General features: G+C 64.4%; 15 protein-coding genes. 7 read left to right on the forward strand and 8 right to left on the reverse strand.

Going from position 1 to position 17121, the window contains the following annotated elements; genetic code table 11:
• Window positions 1-11: 11 nt before the first annotated feature.
• The 7 genes from C2L64_RS19920 to C2L64_RS19950 all read right to left on the reverse strand — a co-directional run bounded on the left by C2L64_RS19920 (window position 12) and on the right by C2L64_RS19950 (window position 5679).
• Entirely contained in the window at window positions 12-365 is a 354-nt protein-coding gene (locus C2L64_RS19920; protein ID WP_009771617.1) for a hypothetical protein, read from the reverse strand.
• A 13-nt stretch (window positions 366-378) separates the two neighbouring features.
• Window positions 379-1101 carry an RNA polymerase sigma factor gene (locus C2L64_RS19925; protein WP_009771618.1) on the reverse strand — a complete coding sequence of 241 codons (723 nt, stop codon included), beginning with the start codon at window positions 1099-1101 and terminating at the stop codon, window positions 379-381.
• Window positions 1102-1105: 4 nt separating this feature from the next.
• Entirely contained in the window at window positions 1106-1438 is a 333-nt protein-coding gene (locus C2L64_RS19930) for a cupredoxin domain-containing protein (RefSeq protein WP_009771619.1), read from the reverse strand.
• The gene (locus tag C2L64_RS19935) at window positions 1435-1965 is read right to left on the reverse strand and encodes a DUF4142 domain-containing protein (protein WP_009771620.1); all 531 of its coding nucleotides are present in this window, start codon (window positions 1963-1965) and stop codon (window positions 1435-1437) included. Before C2L64_RS19935 ends, C2L64_RS19930 begins: the two co-directional genes overlap by 4 nt.
• Window positions 1966-2110: 145 nt before the next feature.
• Window positions 2111-3922 carry a chloride channel protein gene (locus C2L64_RS19940; RefSeq protein ID WP_009771621.1) on the reverse strand — a complete coding sequence of 604 codons (1812 nt, stop codon included), beginning with the start codon at window positions 3920-3922 and terminating at the stop codon, window positions 2111-2113.
• Window positions 3923-3968: 46 nt separating this feature from the next.
• On the reverse strand, window positions 3969-4382 hold the full coding sequence (locus C2L64_RS19945; RefSeq protein WP_007747257.1) for a MarR family winged helix-turn-helix transcriptional regulator: 414 nt from the start codon (window positions 4380-4382) through the stop codon (window positions 3969-3971).
• Window positions 4383-4503: 121 nt separating this feature from the next.
• Window positions 4504-5679, reverse strand: coding sequence for an HPP family protein (locus tag C2L64_RS19950; RefSeq protein ID WP_039903110.1), 1176 nt, complete (start codon window positions 5677-5679; stop codon window positions 4504-4506).
• Between the two features lie 348 nt (window positions 5680-6027).
• On the opposite strand from C2L64_RS19950, the gene phaP reads away from it, so the two are divergent.
• Complete coding sequence (gene phaP, locus C2L64_RS19955) at window positions 6028-6447, forward strand: phasin family protein (protein WP_007747261.1); 420 nt, start codon at window positions 6028-6030, stop codon at window positions 6445-6447.
• A 58-nt stretch (window positions 6448-6505) separates the two neighbouring features.
• Here the strand turns inward: phaP and C2L64_RS19960 are convergent, their stop codons facing one another.
• A complete protein-coding gene (locus C2L64_RS19960) occupies window positions 6506-7570 on the reverse strand; it encodes a zinc-binding metallopeptidase family protein (RefSeq protein WP_009771623.1) in 1065 nt (354 codons plus the stop codon).
• A 370-nt stretch (window positions 7571-7940) separates the two neighbouring features.
• Here C2L64_RS19960 and C2L64_RS19970 point away from each other — a divergent pair, with 370 nt between their 5' ends.
• The 6 genes from C2L64_RS19970 to C2L64_RS19995 all read left to right on the forward strand — a co-directional run bounded on the left by C2L64_RS19970 (window position 7941) and on the right by C2L64_RS19995 (window position 17113).
• On the forward strand, window positions 7941-11366 hold the full coding sequence (locus tag C2L64_RS19970) for a transglutaminase family protein (protein ID WP_009771625.1): 3426 nt from the start codon (window positions 7941-7943) through the stop codon (window positions 11364-11366).
• 48 nt (window positions 11367-11414) lie between these two features.
• Window positions 11415-14027, forward strand: coding sequence for a circularly permuted type 2 ATP-grasp protein (locus C2L64_RS19975; protein WP_009771626.1), 2613 nt, complete (start codon window positions 11415-11417; stop codon window positions 14025-14027).
• Entirely contained in the window at window positions 14024-14914 is an 891-nt protein-coding gene (locus C2L64_RS19980) for a transglutaminase family protein (protein ID WP_007747270.1), read from the forward strand. Before C2L64_RS19975 ends, C2L64_RS19980 begins: the two co-directional genes overlap by 4 nt.
• A 74-nt stretch (window positions 14915-14988) precedes the next feature.
• Window positions 14989-15411 carry a MarR family winged helix-turn-helix transcriptional regulator gene (locus C2L64_RS19985; RefSeq protein ID WP_007747272.1) on the forward strand — a complete coding sequence of 141 codons (423 nt, stop codon included), beginning with the start codon at window positions 14989-14991 and terminating at the stop codon, window positions 15409-15411.
• A 62-nt stretch (window positions 15412-15473) separates the two neighbouring features.
• Window positions 15474-15917: a MarR family winged helix-turn-helix transcriptional regulator gene (locus tag C2L64_RS19990; RefSeq protein ID WP_007747276.1), complete on the forward strand. Its 444-nt coding sequence runs from the start codon at window positions 15474-15476 to the stop codon at window positions 15915-15917.
• An 80-nt stretch (window positions 15918-15997) separates the two neighbouring features.
• Window positions 15998-17113, forward strand: coding sequence for an HlyD family secretion protein (locus tag C2L64_RS19995; RefSeq protein ID WP_039903115.1), 1116 nt, complete (start codon window positions 15998-16000; stop codon window positions 17111-17113).
• Window positions 17114-17121: the final 8 nt, after the last annotated feature.

Below are 17121 nucleotides of genomic sequence, written 5' to 3' on the forward strand. Positions count from 1 at the left end.
GACTGTCCAGATCACTTGCCTGCGCCCGTCGAAGGTACGCATGTGAGGACCAGCGAGCTGCCGTTGCCCGCTTCGGCACTCAACCTCGCGCGATGAAACTCACGGTGATCGCAGGTCCATTCTGCGGTGAAATCGCGCGCGCATGACGCTCGCTGCGTTGCAGAGAGCCGCGTGTTCACGATGTAGCGACAGGTCGCGCGATCGTTACAGTGCTTGGCGAGATCGCGCGTGGCGTTACCTGTTGCCGCGCCGCAATTCGCGCCGTACGTGCCTGATTCGATACGGATGCCTTGCGCTTGCGCTGCGATGCCGAAGACGGAAGCGGCGAAAGCGATGCTCACAAGCAAGCCGACTCTTCGCGCCATGATGTGTCTCCCGCTATTCATTGCGCAATCGCGCCAGCACCGAAGCGACGATACGATCGCAATGCGCGCCGCCGAACTCGAATAGCGCCGGTCCCAACTTTTCCACTTCGTCCGCAAGCGATTCGCGCAACAGCAGTTTCGCCCTGAAATGACGGCTGCGCACCGTGGCTTCGGGAATATCGAGGCATTGCGCCGTTTCTTCGACGCTCATCTCTTCAACCGAACGCAGCACGAATACGGTGCGAAAGCCGGAAGGCAGCGCATCGAGCTTTCGTTCGAGCAGCGCGCGAATTTCCGCGCGTGCCGCCGCCTGGTCGGGCGCGTGGTGGTCGTGGGCGTTCAGCGTGTCCATGATGGATGACATGTGCTCGTCGTCGGGACAATCGTGGAGCATCGGCAGCACGTTCTGGCGTCGCGCTTCGCGGCGCATCCGCCCGAAGCATTCGTTCAGCACGAGACGCGAGAGCCATGTGAAGAGCCGTGCATCGCCGCGAAACTGCGCGATGGACCGGTAGGCGTTCAGATACGCGTCCTGCAATGCGTCTTCTGCTTCGGCATCGTTGCGCAGCGTGGCGCGCGCAAGACGATAGAGACGCCGGTTGTGGCGGCGCATCAGCAATTCGAATGCGGTGCGGTCGCCCGCCACGATGCGGCGCACGATCTCCGCGTCGTCATCGTCGGAACGTGGTGTAGAAGCGGCTCGCGCCGTCATGCCGTTCATCGTGTCGCTCTTCATGTCGTCATGGTGCCGGTTCGACGATCAGTGTGCCATGCATTGTCGGATGAAAGATGCAGCGGTACGTATAGCGTCCCGGCGTGCTGACCCGGTAGCGCCATGCTGCGTCGGGCGCGATGCTGCGGGAGTCGAAACCTTTTGCGTCGGTACTTGCCGTGTGCGCAACGAGATCCTTGTTGACCCACACGACCTCGTCGCCGCGATGCACGGTCAGCGTGGGCGGGTCGAAGCGCATCTGCTCGATCGTCACGACATAAGCGCCGGCAAACGCGGGCACTGCAAACGCACACGAGGCCATTGCGAACCCGTGCAGCACAGCGTTGCGCACGCGGTTCATTGCGCTTGGGGCAGCGATGCCTGCACCATCTTCGCGTGTTCGAGATGGGCGACGAACGCAGGCCTGACCTTCACTAGCAGCGCTTTCAGTTCGGCGTTCTGCGCGGACGGAATCAGCGTCTTGTCGAGCGCATCGATCACGTTCTGGTGATACGTGACTTCATGATCGATATACGCGCGATCGAATGTCGCGCCCTGCAGCGGCTTCAGATTTGCGATGTTCGCTTCGCCGCCCTTTTTGAGGCTGTCGCTGGTCGGGTTCGTTTCTGGTTTGACGCCGAGCTTGTGCACGAGATCGACGGCCGCCTTGTTGACGCCCGTATGGTCCGTGACCATTTGCTGCGCGAACGCTTTTACGTCCTTCGAATGCGTCTTCGATTCGGCAAGCTTGCCCGCGTCGATGTCGGCCTGATTCGCGGCGACGACGATGGCGGCGATTTGCGGATCGGTCGGACCTGAGCCTTGGGACCAGGCGGGAGCGCCTGCGAGCGCAAGTGCGGTGAGCAGGAACCAGCGTGCGGATTTCATCTGAAGCCTCCAGGAAGATGTGCGGCCTGCCTTCTTCAGGAACGGCAGGCGCTCGGGCACGATTCGAGGAGTTAGATGTCACGAGCCGGAAGGCTGTTCCGGCTCGCGGGTTTCACTGGCGTTGCTGTAGAACTTTGTTCAACGTTCAGCCGTGCGTGCGCGTTTTGCGCACGGGCGGGAAATGCTTTTTGCCCGACGTAAAGCTCAGACGCCGAAAGCGCTCGCGTTTGTGCTCCTCCTCGAAGTGCGCGACAGAAGGCTTCACGAGATCGCTACGCGACACGACGCCGAGCAGTTGCATCGAATCGCGATCGACGACGACAGGCAGCCGCTCAAGATCGTGCACGGCCAGACGCGTCGCGACGAGGCGGCAGGTTTCGTCGGGCAGCGCGACGAGCGGCGACCCGCCTTTCAGCACGTCGGCGAGCGGCGTATCGAGCGTGTGTTGCGTCGAGCCTTCGCGCACGGCATCGAGCATCGCGCGGTCGACGATGCCGAGCACCGCGCCGTTCGCGCGCACGACGGGATACGCACGCCGTTTCTGCGTCGCGCCGAAATACGCGGCGAGCGCGTCGCGCACGCTGAGCGTGCCGTCGATCGAATCGACCTTTTGCGTCATCACTTCATCGACGTAATGCCGTTCGAGCGGATCGACGCCATACTCGCGATAGATGTGATAACCGCGCCGCGCGATCTTCTCGGTCATGATCGAACGCTTCATCACGACGGTCGCGAATCCGTGCGCGACCAGCGTCGCGGCGAGCAGCGGCAGCAGCGCGTTGCTGTCGTGCGTGAGGCCGAAGGCGAACACGATGGCCGTCAGCGGCGCGCCGAGCGTGGCGCCGAGCGTCGCGGCCATGCAGACGAGCGGCCACAGCGCGGGCTCGTTGCCGGGCAGCACGTGACCAAGCACGGTGCCGAGTCCCGCGCCGAGCATCAGCAGCGGCGCGAGCACGCCGCCCGATGTGCCGGAGCCGAGCGCGATCACCCAGATCACCGCCTTCACGACGAGAATCGCCACCGCGACCTGTAACGCGATATGTTGATGCAGCAGATCGCCGATCACGTCATAGCCGACGCCGAGCGCACGCGGCTCGATAAATCCGCCAATACCCACCGCCAGGCCGCCGATGGCAGGCCACCACATCCAGTGCAGCGGCAGCTTGTGAAAGAGGTCTTCCGTCTTGTAGAGCGCCGCCGACAGGCCCGATGCGAGCGCGCCCGACAACAGCCCCGCGATCACGCAAGACACGAGCGAAATGGCCGTGGGCGGTGCGGTCTGGAGCGCAAACAGGGGATCGGTACCGAAGAAGATCGCGCGCGCGAAACCGGCCACAGCGCAGGCCAGCGCGACAGGCAAAAAGCTGCGCGGCCGCCATTCGAACAGCAGCAATTCGACGGCGAGCAGCACGGCGGCGACGGGCGTGCCGAACACGGCCGTCATGCCCGCGGCGGCGCCCGCGACGAGCAGCGTCTTGCGCTCCGCAGAGGTAACCTTCACGCACTGCGCGATCAGCGAGCCGAGCGCGCCGCCCGTCATGATGATCGGGCCTTCCGCGCCGAACGGGCCGCCGCTGCCGATCACGATGCCCGACGACAAGGGCTTGAGCACGGCGACCTTCGGCGACATGCGGCTCTTGCCGAACAGGATGGCTTCGATCGCTTCGGGAATGCCGTGCCCGCGAATCTTCTCCGAGCCGAAGCGCGCCATCATGCCGACGATCAATCCGCCGATCACGGGAATCACGATCACCCACGCGCCGAGCGTATTCGTGGCAGGCGACCGGTCGGCGAACGAAAAGCTGCCGAAGAAGAACAGGTTGGTGAACAGATGAATCAGGCTCAGCAGCACGTATGCGGCAAGCGTGCTGAGCAGACCGATGCCTGCAGCCAGCGCGGAAATGCCGGGCAACCGCGAGTTGCTGGAAAAGTCCCGCTTGTGAGAGTTGTCGCTCATGAGTGGTGTGTCGAATGCGGTGTCGCTTTCAAGCTGGAGGCCGGAATCAGAGATCGATTTGCGGAATCGTGAACGCGCCCTTGAGCGAGCGCAACTCGGCGCGATGCAGTTCCGCAAGCCGCGCCAGCACCTTTTCTCCTGCTTTCAGCAGATGCACTTCCACCTGGCGGCGGTCGGTCTCGCTGACCTTGCGCTTGACCAGTTCCAGCGCTTCGCAGCGCGACACCAGCGCGACCACGCCGTGATGCTGCGCCTGCAGCCGCTCCGCCAGTTCGCCGATGGTGGCCCATTCGCGATCGGGATAGCCCTTGATATGCAGCAGCAACAGATATTGCAGCGGCGTAATGCCTTCGCCCTGCGCGGCCTGCTCGGAGAAGCGCTCGAAGCGCCGCATCTGATAGCGAAACTCAGAGAGCTGTTCGTAGTCCGCCTTGTTCAACGTGCGTGTAAGAACTTTCATGTCGATGGCCGCGCAAGGGAAAACAAAAAATCTATCACAAAATGATATAAATGGCGATGCCTGCGCATCGCCATTCGGTATCTTCAGAACCTTTGGTTCAAGCGGCGCGCGATGGCCGCGCTCAGGCAGCAGGGCGCTGTTGCGCCTGAGCCTGAGCCTGCATCTGCGTCTGCCTGTACAGACCCGCGATCAGATCGGACTGCGTGATGATGCCGACCAGCCTGTCATGCGAGTCGATCACGGGAATGTGATGGTGGCCGTCGTCGGCGAAGAGCGGCACCAGTTCGACGATCGGCGTGCTGGTCGAGACGGTGCGCACGTGCGTCGTCATGACGGTGCTGACGAGTCGCCCGCGTGTCGCGTCGCGCTTGAAGAGACGCGCCGACAGCGCTTCCATCAGACGCAGGTCTGCGCTTTTCGGCTTGTTCGCGAGATCGGCGCGCGTGACGATGCCGGCCACGTGTTGACGCTTGTCGACGACGGGCAGCGCCTTGATCGAGTGACGCTGTAACAGGTCCGCTGCGGCGCGCAACGTGCTGTCGGGCGTGACGCTGACGACGGGCGCCGACATCACGTCGCGGCATGCCAGTTCGCTGAAGGTGCGCGCGTAGGCCTGCAACTGCGTTTCGCGAAACAGCGTTTCGAGGTCTTCAGGGTCGATGTCGAGCAGTTCGCCGCGCCGGTTCAACACGGCTTCGAGGTCGGCGCGCGTGATGCTGTTGCCCGTTGCGGGCGCTTGCGGCACGGAGGGCGCCGCGCGCGTCGCGTGCGGATAGCGGTGGCCCGTCACCGCGTGATAGACGAGCGCCGCGCCGAGCAGCGCCGCCGACTGGATCAGGATCGGCTCGAGCACGAAGCGAAAGCCGAGCGCATGAATGGCGGGTCCGCCCACCACGGCCGTCAACGCGACGGCGCCCGATGGCGGGTGCACGCAGCGCAGCGCGAACATCGCGGCGATCGCGACGCCCACCGCGAGCGCCGCCGCTGCGACAGGATCGGAGATCAGCATCGCGGAGGCCACGCCCACCGTCGCCGACACCAGATTGCCGCCGATGATCGACCACGGTTGTGCAAGCGGACTGGCGGGCACGCCGAACAGCAGCACGGCCGACGCGCCCATCGGCGCGACCAGCAGCGGAATGTTCACGTTCGGACCGAGCAGCAGATGCATGCTGCCGCCCGTGAACGCAATGCCGATCAACGCGCCGAGCGCCGAGCGCATGCGCTCGGGCCATTTGACGTTCATCGCGGCGGGATAAAAGCGAGCCAGCCACTGGAAAAAAGGGGAACGGGTCAAGATATTGTTCTGTTGAGGGAAACGGGCAGGCGTAAGTTAAGGGAAAAGCTGTCAGAAAGGAAACAATTTGTCGTCATGGATATATGCCAACGTGATATAAATCCCGCGTAACGCCCGCCCGGCGGACGCTTGTCGGGCCTGTAAATACAGGGAAAACCCGTACGCTGTGCATAGTTGCACTGCATCATAGCGTGATATGAAATGGGCATAGCAAGGCCGCCATGGCTGCTGGCGTCCGCGTTGGTCGCTGGCACATTGCCGCATTAACGGGCATGATCGTGCCATGTGCCTGCGTCAAGCCTTCGAGGCACATGCCCAACCCACCGAAGCACCCTGTGGAGATCAAGCATGGAACCCTTTGACGCCGCCAATCCGTTCGCCGAGTTCAACAAGCTGTTCGAACAGTTCAAGCTGCCCGGATTCGACGTGCCGGCCGTGATGGAAGCGCGTCGCAAGGACGTCGAGGCCTTGATTGCCGCCAATCAGACGGCCGTGCAGGGCATCCAGGCGCTCGCGCAGAAGCAGGCCGAAATGCTGCGTTCGACGCTCGCCGAGCTGCAGGATGTCGCGCAGAAGCAGGCAGCCACCGGCGGTGTGCCGTCGGCGCAGACCGCGGAACTCGTCCAGCAGACGCTGCACAAAGCGCTCGCGGACATGCAGCAGCTCACACAAGCCGCCTATCGCACGCAGGCCGATTCGTATGCGGTGATTGCGAAGCGCGTCGAAGAGAACGTCGAAGAGCTGAAGACACTGCTGCAGAAGAAGTAGCGCGCGTTCGCGCAGGCTGCAACGCGAGGCTGGCCGCGCGTGCGCGGCTTGTGCGTGACTACTTGCGCGCCGACGCCTGCGCGATCACACGATGCACGAAACGCAGCTTGTCGACGACAGGCGGCGCCAGCGCGAATGGATAACCGTCCGGCATGCCGAGACTGCGGTTCAGGCTGTTCAGCACGTCCGTCAGTGGAAACCAGCGCTTCATCAGGTTATCGAAGCTCGCTTCCTCGACGGGCGTCTGGTCGGTCAGCGACGGCTCGTTCGGCGCGGGCGGCAGCAGCGCAAGCCCGTATGCCGTCGACGTATCTATCACCTCGACGATCATCAGATAGTGCGCCCACGTTTCGGCCCAGTCTTCCCACGGATGCATCGTAGCGTACGCGCTGATGAATCTGTTTTCCCAGTCGGCGGGTGCGCCGTTGCGATAGTAGTTGTCCATCGCTTCGCGATAGTCGGCTTGATCGTCGCCGAAGCGCTCGCGAAACGGCTTGAGCCAGTGCGTCCCCGCAACCAGCTTTTCGAAGTAGTAATGCCCCGACTCGTGGCGGAAATGCCCCAGGAGCGTTCGATACGGCTCGCGCATGTCGGTGCGGACTTTCTCGCGGTGCGCGTCGTCGGCTTCGGCCACGTTCAGTGTGATGCGGCCGTTGTCATGCCCCGTCATCACCGCCTCGCCGTCGCCCGTGTTTTCGCGGAAGTCGAATTCGAGGCCGTTGTCGGGATCGACCTGGCGCGATTCGATCGCGAGGCCAAGCGAGTCGAGCGTATAGAGCAGGCGGCGCTTCGCGGTCTCCAGCCGGTACCAGTAAAGCCGGTTGTTCGGTTCCGCGAGATTCGGGATCGTGTGCGTGAGACGGCATGAGCGGCACAGCGTTTCGGGATCGTCGGCGGGTAGCATCCAGTTGCAGATGTTCTCGACCGCGTAGTTGTGGCATTGACGGTACAGCTTGCCTTTGACGTCGGGATGCAGGCTGCGCCACTGGCCATCGCCCGCGTCTTCGAACGCACTGATTTCGGCCAGTTCGGGCACGTAGCCGAGCAACGCCTCGCAGCGCTCGCACAATACGTTTTCGAAGAACACGCGCTGGTCGCACCGGTTGCAATGGAAGGCTTTCATCGCTTCAATCCGTTTACGTTTATGTCGTCGTGCAGTGGATGAGAGGTGTGTCAGGCGGACGTGCAGCGCGCCGTTTATAGCAGCATCCGCGCGCGTGGGGTTCCCGCAATCTTCATGCCGCTTCGCTATAACGTCGTGGGTCTTGCGCACATTACGTGCGCGAATGACCCGCCGCATGCGCCGCTTTGGTGCGTGTGGTCGGTCGCGTGGCACGCGTGCTTTGTCATTCGAAGTCCTTTGAAGCATGAGGCCGCCACGTGACAATGCGATAGCTGCAAATGCAGCAACGGCTGCGTTTTCACGCTCAACGGCATAGAGCTTGCTTTTCGCGTCTGCCCCCTTATCGGCCTTTCCCGCCCAGGAGTCCGGAGTGTCCATACGTGTCGCGCTGAACCATGTCACGCATTACCGCTATGACCGTCTCGTCGGATTGTCGCCGCAGGTCGTGCGGCTGCGCCCGGCGCCGCATTGCCGCACGCCGATCCTGTCGTACTCGATGCGCGTCGAGCCGGAAGTGCACTTCATCAACTGGCAGCAGGACGCCTTCGCGAACTACCAGGCGCGGCTCGTGTTTCCCGAGCGCACGCCTGAGTTCAAGATTACGGTCGATCTCGTCGCGGAAATGGCCGTCTACAATCCGTTCGACTTCTTCCTGGAGCCGGCCGCCGAAAAGTTTCCGTTCGAGTACGCGCCCGAGCTTGCGGCCGAATTGGCGCCGTATCTCGTCAGACGCGAGATGACGCCGCGCTTCAAGGAGTTCGTCGCGAGCATCGACCGTTCGCCGCGTGTCACAGCGGATTTCCTCGTCGAGCTGAACCAGCGTCTGCAGCACGACATCCGCTATCTGATCCGGATGGAGCCGGGCGTGCAGACGCCTGAGGAAACGCTCGTCAATGGGTCGGGCTCGTGCCGCGATTCGGGCTGGCTGCTGGTCGAGACGCTGCGCCAGCTGGGGCTGGCGGCGCGCTTCGTGTCGGGTTACCTGCTGCAGCTTGCGCCCGATACCAAGTCGCTCGATGGCCCGAGCGGCACCGAATACGATTTCACCGACCTGCACGCATGGTGCGAAGTGTTCCTGCCCGGCGCGGGCTGGATCGGCCTCGATCCGACCTCGGGCCTGCTTGCGGGCGAGGGCCATATTCCCGTCGCGTGCACGCCGGAGCCGGGCAGCGCTGCGCCGATTTCGGGCGCCGTCGACGAGTCCGAAGTCGAGTTCGAGCACGCGATGTCGATCACGCGCGTGCTCGAAACGCCGCGCGTGACCAAGCCCTATACGGAAGCCGCGTGGGACCGCGTGCTGACGATGGGCGCGCACGTCGACAGCCAGCTCGGCGCGATGGACGTGCGCCTGACGATGGGCGGCGAACCGACCTTCGTGTCGGTGCGCGACCGCGACGCCGCTGAATGGAACACCGACGCGCTCGGCCCGACCAAGCGCGGTTATGCCGTCGCGCTGATGGACAAGCTGCGCGGCCACTACGGCGCGAACGGCTTTCTGCATATCGGCCAGGGCAAGTGGTATCCGGGCGAGCAGTTGCCGCGCTGGGCGCTGTCGCTGTACTGGCGCGCGGACGGCGAGCCGTGCTGGAACGATCCGGCGCTGTTCGCCGACGAGCGCAGCCCCGGCCGCTATACATCCGACGATGCGCACCGCTTCATCACGCGGCTCGCCGGCAAGCTGTCCGTCGACAGCGAGTACGCGCAGCCTGGTTACGAGGATACGTGGTACTACCTGTGGCGCGAGCGCCGCTTGCCCGTCAACGTCGATCCGTTCGATTCGCGGCTCGACGACGAGATGGAGCGTGTGCGGCTGCGCCGCGTGTTCGAGGCGGGGCTGTCGGGCGTAACGGGTTACGTGCTGCCGCTGGCCCGCGCGACGACCGGCCCGGGTTGGACGAGCGGCGCGTGGTTCTTCCGCGACGCGCGCATGTATCTGATTCCCGGCGACTCGCCGATGGGCTTGCGCCTGCCGCTCGATTCGCTGCCGTGGGTTGCGGAGGAAGATTATCCGTACCAGCATGCGCACGATCCGTTTGCGGAACCCGCGCCGCTACGCACGTCGGCGCAATTGCGGATGCAGTATGAAGGTGTGTCGTACGACGCTCGTCGCGGTGTCGGATCAGGCGGTGGACGCGGCGCGGGCTCAAGCGGACACGGCACAGGCACGCTGCCTCAGGACCGCCTTCCCGAGCGCGGCGAATCGGCAGCATCGCTGATCCGCACGGCACTGTGCGTCGAGGTGCGCAGTCCGGCGCGCGCGGCGGGCCCGAAAGTGGAGGCCGACGCCTTGGGCGATGGGCGTGCGCTGCTGCACGTCTTCATGCCGCCGCTCACTGAAGTCGACGACTATCTCGACCTGCTTGCCGCGATCGAAGCCACGGCCGCCGAGCTGAAGATGCCCGTCGTGATCGAAGGCTATCCGCCGCCGCGCGATCCGCGTCTGCATGTGCTGCAGGTGACACCCGATCCCGGCGTGATCGAAGTCAACATTCATCCGGCGAAGAACTGGAACGAACTCGTCGATCACACCGAGTTCCTCTACAACGCTGCGCACGAGACGTATCTGAGCACCGAGAAGTTCATGCTCGACGGCCGCCATGCGGGCACGGGCGGCGGCAATCACTTCGTGCTCGGCGGCGCGACGCCTGCCGACAGTCCGTTCCTGCGCCGCCCGGATCTGCTCGCAAGCCTCGTCGCTTACTGGCACAACCATCCGTCGCTGTCGTACCTGTTTTCCGGGCTGTTCATCGGGCCGACCAGCCAGGCGCCGCGTATCGACGAAGCACGTAACGATCAGGTCTACGAGCTCGAACTGGCGTTCAGCGAACTGCAACGGCAGATCGATCTGCTCGGCGGCCAGGGTAGCGCGCAACTGCCGCCGTGGATGATCGACCGCGCGCTGCGCAACATCCTGATCGACGTGACGGGCAACACGCACCGCGCCGAGTTCTGCATCGACAAGCTCTATTCGCCTGATGGCCCGACGGGCCGCCTCGGCCTGCTCGAACTGCGCGGCTTCGAAATGCCGCCGCACTCGCGCATGAGTCTCGTGCAGCAACTGCTGCTGCGCGCGCTGGTCGCGAAGTTCTGGAAGACGCCGTACACCACGCGCCTCACGCGCTGGGGCACCGGCTTGCACGACCGCTTCCTGCTCGGCACGTTCGTGCAGATGGATTTCGACGATGTGCTTGCCGATCTGCGCGGCGCGGGCTACGCGTTCGACAGCGAATGGTTCGCGCCGCACTTCGCGTTCCGCTTCCCGGCCATCGGCGAGATGCACGCGAACGGCATGTCGCTGACGATCAGCGGCGCGCTGGAGCCGTGGCACGTGATGGGCGAAGAGGGCGCGGCGGGCGGCACGGTGCGGTATGTCGATTCGTCGGTGGAGCGGCTCGAAGTGAAGGTGCTGGGGCTGAACGACAATCGCCATGTCGTGAGCGTCAATGGCGTGTCCCTGCCGCTGCAGCCGACGGGCCGCATCAGCGAATTCGTCGCGGGCGTGCGCTTCCGCGCATGGGAGCAATCGTCGTCGCTGCATCCTACGATAGGCGTAGATGCGCCGCTGACGTTCGATGTCGTCGATACCTGGACGGGCCGCTCGATCGGCGGATGCCAGTATCATGTCGCTCATCCGGGCGGACGCAACTATCAGACGTTCCCGGTGAACGCGTACGAAGCGGAAAGCCGGCGACGCTCGCGCTTCTTCACGACGGGCCACACGCCGGGGCCGCTCGTGACGCAAGCGCCGCCGCGCAGCGTGGAGTTTCCGTTCACGCTAGATTTGCGGCACTGGTAAGCCGCTGCTTCAACCTTAAGCCCATAACGACAGACTCGCGACGACATCTTGGCTTTTCAATCGACCTTTCCGTTCGAAGCGGCAGCAGGCCATCCCGACGCGCTGGCCCTGCTGCGCTCGCTGCCGCTGCTCGACGTGCGCGAAGGCCACTGGGACGAACTGCGCGACGAATCGGGCGCGCTGCGCGAGCCGTGGCGGCGCTTTTTCGAGTTGCTCGGCGAGGAAGGCATCGCGGGTCTGGAGCCGGGGCGCGCATCGATCGCCCAGCAGGTGCGCGACAACGACATCACGTACAACGTCTACGCGGACAAGGGTGAGCCGCGTCCGTGGTCGCTCGACCTGCTGCCGTTCATCATCGGTGAAGACGAGTGGGCGCATATCGAGCGCGGCGTGAAGCAGCGCGCGCAGCTGCTCAACGCGATCGTCGCCGATGTGTACGGTCCGCAGATGTTGCTCCAGCAAGGCAAGCTGCCCCCCGCGCTCGTCTATGGGCACCCGGGCTATCTGCGCGCCGTGAAGGGCTTCGCGCCGCCGGGCGGCCAGTTCCTGCAGGTGATCGGCGTCGATCTGGCGCGTGCGCCCAGCGGCGAGTGGACGGTCGTGTCGCATCGCACCGAAGTGCCGTCGGGCCTCGGCTACGCACTGGAAAACCGCATGATCGTGTCGAGCGTATTCGCCGACGCGTTCCGCGAATTGCGCGTGAGCCGCCTTGCGCCGACGTTCTCCACGCTGATTGCGACGCTCGCCGAATGGGCGCGCGCGACGATGCGCAACGGCAAGACGGACAGCGCGCCGCATATCGCGCTGCTCACGCCGGGGCCGTTCGCGGAGACCTATTTCGAGCATGCGTTTCTGGCGCGCTATCTGGGCGTGACGCTCGTCGAAGGCAAGGACCTGACGGTGCGCAACGACATGCTGTATCTGAAGACGCTCACGGGTCTGGAGCGCGTGCACGTCGTCGTGCGGCGCCTCGACGACGCGTTCTGCGACCCCGTCGAACTGCGCGCCGATTCGACGATCGGCGTGCCGGGGCTGTTGCAGGTGATGCGCGCGGGCAATGTGATCGTGTCGAACGTGCCGGGTTCGGGCTTTCTCGAATCGCCGGCGATGCATGGTTTTTTGCCGGGCATTGCGCAGACCTTGCTGAACGAGCCGCTGTTGCTGAACGGCGTGTCGACGTGGTGGTGTGGCGAGGACGCCGCGCGCGAGCATGCGTTCGCGAACATCGACGACGCCTTCCTGCAACCGACATGGCCCACGCGCACGCCGGACGGGCCGCCTGGCATCGCACCCGGCGCGCAGCGGCTCGACGCGTGGAAGAGCCGCATCGAGCGCGCGCCTGATGCGTTCACGATCCAGCAGCCGCTGCCGTATTCGTGCACGCCGCGCTACGAAGACGGCACGCTCGGCAACCGGCCGAGCGTGCTGCGCGCCATCGCTGTCGCCGATGCGAACGGCAGCTGGCACGTGCTGCCCGGCGGCTTCACGCGGCTCGCGGGGGAGCGGCAGGCGTCGGTGTCGATGCAGTTCGGCGGCAGCAGCGTCGATACATGGGTGCTGTCGAGTCATCCGAATTCGACCTTCACGCTGTTGCCGTCGCCGCTCAAGCCCGCGGATCTCGCGCGCAAGCATCGCACCGTGTCGAGCCGCGCGGCGGAGAACCTGTTCTGGAGCGGCCGCTACGGCGAGCGCGCGGAAAACAACGTGCGGCTGCTGCGGCTGACTCTCGGCTCGCTGGAAAGCAACGGCGCGGACACCATGTTCGGGACGCTCGCGGAGCTCGCGCTGCAATATGGTCTCGTGCAAGCGGGCGACATCGTGGCGGGCCAGTCGCTGCGAGCGTTCGAGCGCACGCTGGTCGCGAATCTGCACGAAAACACGGGCGCTTATAGCATCGGCCAGAATCTCGCGAGCCAGGCGCGCGCGAGCGGCGAGATACGCGGCCGGCTTTCAAACGATCACTGGCGCATCACGCTCGCCGCGCGCAACGACTTCCGCGACGCGCTGCACGAACTGACGCCGGCGGCGGCCGTGTCGTCGAATGCGTCTTCGCGCGGCAAGGCACGCTACAACCGCGTGTCGCTGATGAACGCGCTCGAACATCTTTCGACGCAGCTCGCGGCGATCAGCGGCGCACAAGGCGACCGCATGACGCGCGACGAAGCGTGGCGCCTGATGTTCGCGGGCCGGCACATCGAGCGCGTGTGGGCGATGACGTCGATACTGCGCGTCGTCGCGATGCAGCGCCAGCTGGCAACGCCCGCCGCGTTCGATCTGCTGCTGCAACTGTTCGACAGCACGCTCACGTATCGCTCGCTGTATCCGGGGCGCCTCGAAGTGCCCGCGCTGATCGATTTGCTCGTGATCGAGCCGACCAATCCGCGCGGACTGTACGGCGTGTATGCGCGACTGTGCTCGAAGCTCGACGATATCTCGATGGCGGCGGGCAACACGCGCCATCGGCGTTTCAACGACATGCTGCCGGACGTGAGCACGCTGCCCTCGCTGGAGCAGTTGTGCACGACGGACGACAGCGGCATGTACGAGGAACTGATCGCGCTGTGCGACCGCCTCGCGATGAGCATGACGGCAGCGGCGAATGAAATCAGCGCGCGCTATTTCAGCCACGCGAACACGCTGGCCCCGCAGGTGTCGTCATGAAGGACGCGCAGACGCTGCTGTCCGTGTCGCATCGCACGACCTATCACTATTCGACGCTCGTCGAAACCGCGCAGCATCTCGCGACGATCCGCCCGCTCGCTTGCTCGTGGCAGCGCGTGGTCGCGCATACGGAGCGCATCGAGCCGTCGCCTTCGTATCTGCATAGCCGCATCGACGCATTCGGTAATGACGTGCTGTATTTCGCGCTCGATGCGCCGCACGAACGCCTGCAAATGGTCAGCGAAACGACCGTGCAGCTCACGCCGCGCTGGCGCGATCTCGATCCCGACGCGACGCCCGAATGGGAAGAGGTGGCGGACTCGCTGCGGTTTCGCGCGGGCGGCGAGTGTCATCCGCAGGTCGAGTTCCGTTTCGCGTCGCCCAACGTTGCGCTCAAGCCATCGTTGCGCGACTACGCGCTGCGCAGCTTCCGCCCCGGCACGCCGATCGTCGCGGGCGCGATCGATCTGATGCATCGCATTTACGCGGATTTCGACTACAAGCCGTCGGCGACGATGTTCGATACGCCCGCCGAACGTGCGTTCGATATGAAAAGCGGCGTCTGCCAGGACTTCGCGCAGGTGATGATCGGCTGCCTGCGCGCGCTCGGCCTGCCCGCGCGCTATGTGAGCGGCTATCTGCGCAACGATCCGCCGCCGGGACAGCCGCGCCTGATCGGCGCCGATGCGTCGCATGCGTGGGTGTCGGTGCATTGCCCGCAAAGCGGCTGGATCGACCTCGACCCGACCAACGACGTGCTCGCCGACATGGACCACGTGACGCTCGCGATCGGCCGCGATTACAGCGACGTTTCGCTGCTGCGCGGCATGATTCTTGGCGGCGGCGCGCATCGCGTCGAGGTGGCCGTCAGCGTGTTGGCGCTGTGAGCAACAATGAATTTCATCCGGCGTATCACAACGCGATTTGACAGCGTGCATACGCACATATAGACTTCCTTCTCATGAGCAAGCCCATTTCTCACGACGATTGCAACTGTTTCGCGCTGCGCCAGGCGGCGCGGTTCGTCACGCAGATCTACGAACGCCATCTCGGCCAGGTTGGCCTGACGGCGGCGCAGTTCACGATCGTCGCGAAGCTCGCCCGCAAGCCCGGCCTGACCATGGTCGAGCTGGCCGACACGATGGTGATGGAACGCACCACGCTCGTGCGCGCGCTGAAGCCGTTGCAGCGCGATGGCCTCGTGCTCAGCGAGCCGTCCGAGCACGATGGCCGCACCTATCAGTTCAGCCTGTCGAAAGCGGGCAAGGAAACGTTCGAGCAGGCCGCCATCGCGTGGCGCGCCGCGCAGGACGAATTCGAAAGCAAGTTCGGTCGCAGCCGCGCCAAGGCATTGCGCGCCGAGCTGTTCAATCTGACTTCGTAATCCGGTTGTTCTTTTAGCGCGTTGTATCGCGCGCTCGACGAAATCGATTCAATGGTGTGCATATGCACGTAGAAACTGACACTGAAGAAATACAGGTTTCGCCCAACGACGATTGCTTTGCGATCCGCCAGGCGGCGCGCTATGTGACGCAGCTATACGACCGTCATCTCGGTCAGGTGGGGCTGAAAACCACGCAGTTTTCGATTATGTGCCGGCTGCGCCGCCGCAAGTGGATGACGATGAAGGAGCTCGCCGACTCGATGGTGATGGAACGTACTACGCTGGTCCGCGCGATCCAGCCGCTGCAGCGCGACGGGCTCCTGTTCACGGAAGCGTCGCGCAGCAATCGCCGCGTGTTGACGGTGATGCTGACGACAGCTGGCGAAGAACGGTTGCAGGCGGCGCGCGACCACTGGTTCGCGGCGCAGGAAGAATTCGAGCAGCGTTTCGGACCGCAGCGTGCAGCGAGTCTGCGCGAAGAATTGTTCGACATGACCCGGCGCTAACACTCACGTTTTCAGGCAATAAAGCGGGCGCTTCCAGGCGCTTTTTTTCAACGATTCCCAGTGCATACGCACATAGAGCCATGTCTACAACTCCTTCTATTGCTCCGCCGAGCGTCGTCGGCGCCGCGAAACAGACGCGCAGCATTCCGTGGATGCTGCTGGCGGTGCTCACCGTCGTCGTCGTTGTTGCGGCGGCCGCATCGTACTGGTTCTTCGTGGCCCGCTTTGTCGAAACCACTGACGATGCCTACGTTGGCGGTGACGTCACCGTGCTTGCGCCGAAGGTGAACGGCTTCGTCAACGACGTGCTGGTACAGGACAACCAGTATGTGAAAGCGGGGCAGGTACTGATCCGCCTCGACGCGCGCGATTACGATGCGCGCCTCGCGCAGGCCAATGCCGAAGTCGCGAGCGCGGAAGCGGCTGTGACGGAGCTCGAAGCGAAGAAGTCGCTACAACTCGCGACGATCAACGAGCAATCCGCCGAAGTGCGTGCATCGGGTGCGGAACTCACGCGCAGCGCGTCGGACTCGGTGCGTTACCGCCAACTCGTGAAGGACGATGCGGTATCGAACCAGGTCGTCGAGCGCGCGGATGCGGACCTCGCGAAAGCGCACGCTGCCGTGGATCGCAGCAGCGCCGCGTTGACGGCGGCGCAGCGTCAGTTGCCCGTGCTCGATGCGCAGATCAACGACGCGCATGCCCGCATCGCGACGGCCGTGGCGGCGCAACGTGTCGCCGCGCTCAACGTCGAGTACACGACGATCCGTTCTCCCATCGACGGCTATGTCGGCAATCGCACGGCGCGCGTGGGTGTGCTGGCCAATGTCGGCGTGTCGCTGCTGACGGTGGTGCCCGCTAGCGGACTGTGGATCGACGCGAACTTCAAGGAAGACCAGCTGAAGAAGATGAAGGTCGGCGACACCGTCGATGTCGATCTGGATGCGTCGAGCCATCCCATCGAAGGCGTGGTCGAGAGCCTTGCGCCGGCGACGGGCGCGACCTTCAGCGTGCTGCCCGCGGAGAACGCGACAGGCAACTTCACGAAGATCGTGCAGCGCGTCCCGGTACGTGTGCGGCTGTCGGTGCCGAAGGAGATGCAAGGCGTGCTGCGCCCCGGCCTCTCGGCAACGGTGAAGGTGCATCTGCGCTCCGACGCAGACGCGAGCCACGACGCAGCCCGCTCGGCTTCGTAACCCACGGA

Source organism: Paraburkholderia hospita (assembly GCF_002902965.1).
Classification (GTDB): Bacteria; Pseudomonadota; Gammaproteobacteria; order Burkholderiales; family Burkholderiaceae; genus Paraburkholderia; species Paraburkholderia hospita.

What these genes read in the sequence shown, in the direction of transcription:
- C2L64_RS19920 (WP_009771617.1), bottom strand. Translation starts at nt 365, where the DNA reads ATGGCGCGAAGAGTCGGCTTGCTTGTGAGCATCGCTTTCGCCGCTTCC.
- C2L64_RS19925 (WP_009771618.1), bottom strand. Translation starts at nt 1,101, where the DNA reads ATGAAGAGCGACACGATGAACGGCATGACGGCGCGAGCCGCTTCTACA.
- C2L64_RS19930 (WP_009771619.1), bottom strand. Translation starts at nt 1,438, where the DNA reads ATGAACCGCGTGCGCAACGCTGTGCTGCACGGGTTCGCAATGGCCTCG.
- C2L64_RS19935 (WP_009771620.1), bottom strand. Translation starts at nt 1,965, where the DNA reads ATGAAATCCGCACGCTGGTTCCTGCTCACCGCACTTGCGCTCGCAGGC.
- C2L64_RS19940 (WP_009771621.1), bottom strand. Translation starts at nt 3,922, where the DNA reads ATGAGCGACAACTCTCACAAGCGGGACTTTTCCAGCAACTCGCGGTTG.
- C2L64_RS19945 (WP_007747257.1), bottom strand. Translation starts at nt 4,382, where the DNA reads ATGAAAGTTCTTACACGCACGTTGAACAAGGCGGACTACGAACAGCTC.
- phaP (WP_007747261.1), top strand. Translation starts at nt 6,028, where the DNA reads ATGGAACCCTTTGACGCCGCCAATCCGTTCGCCGAGTTCAACAAGCTG.
- C2L64_RS19960 (WP_009771623.1), bottom strand. Translation starts at nt 7,570, where the DNA reads ATGAAAGCCTTCCATTGCAACCGGTGCGACCAGCGCGTGTTCTTCGAA.
- C2L64_RS19980 (WP_007747270.1), top strand. Translation starts at nt 14,024, where the DNA reads ATGAAGGACGCGCAGACGCTGCTGTCCGTGTCGCATCGCACGACCTAT.
- C2L64_RS19985 (WP_007747272.1), top strand. Translation starts at nt 14,989, where the DNA reads ATGAGCAAGCCCATTTCTCACGACGATTGCAACTGTTTCGCGCTGCGC.
- C2L64_RS19990 (WP_007747276.1), top strand. Translation starts at nt 15,474, where the DNA reads ATGCACGTAGAAACTGACACTGAAGAAATACAGGTTTCGCCCAACGAC.
- C2L64_RS19995 (WP_039903115.1), top strand. Translation starts at nt 15,998, where the DNA reads ATGTCTACAACTCCTTCTATTGCTCCGCCGAGCGTCGTCGGCGCCGCG.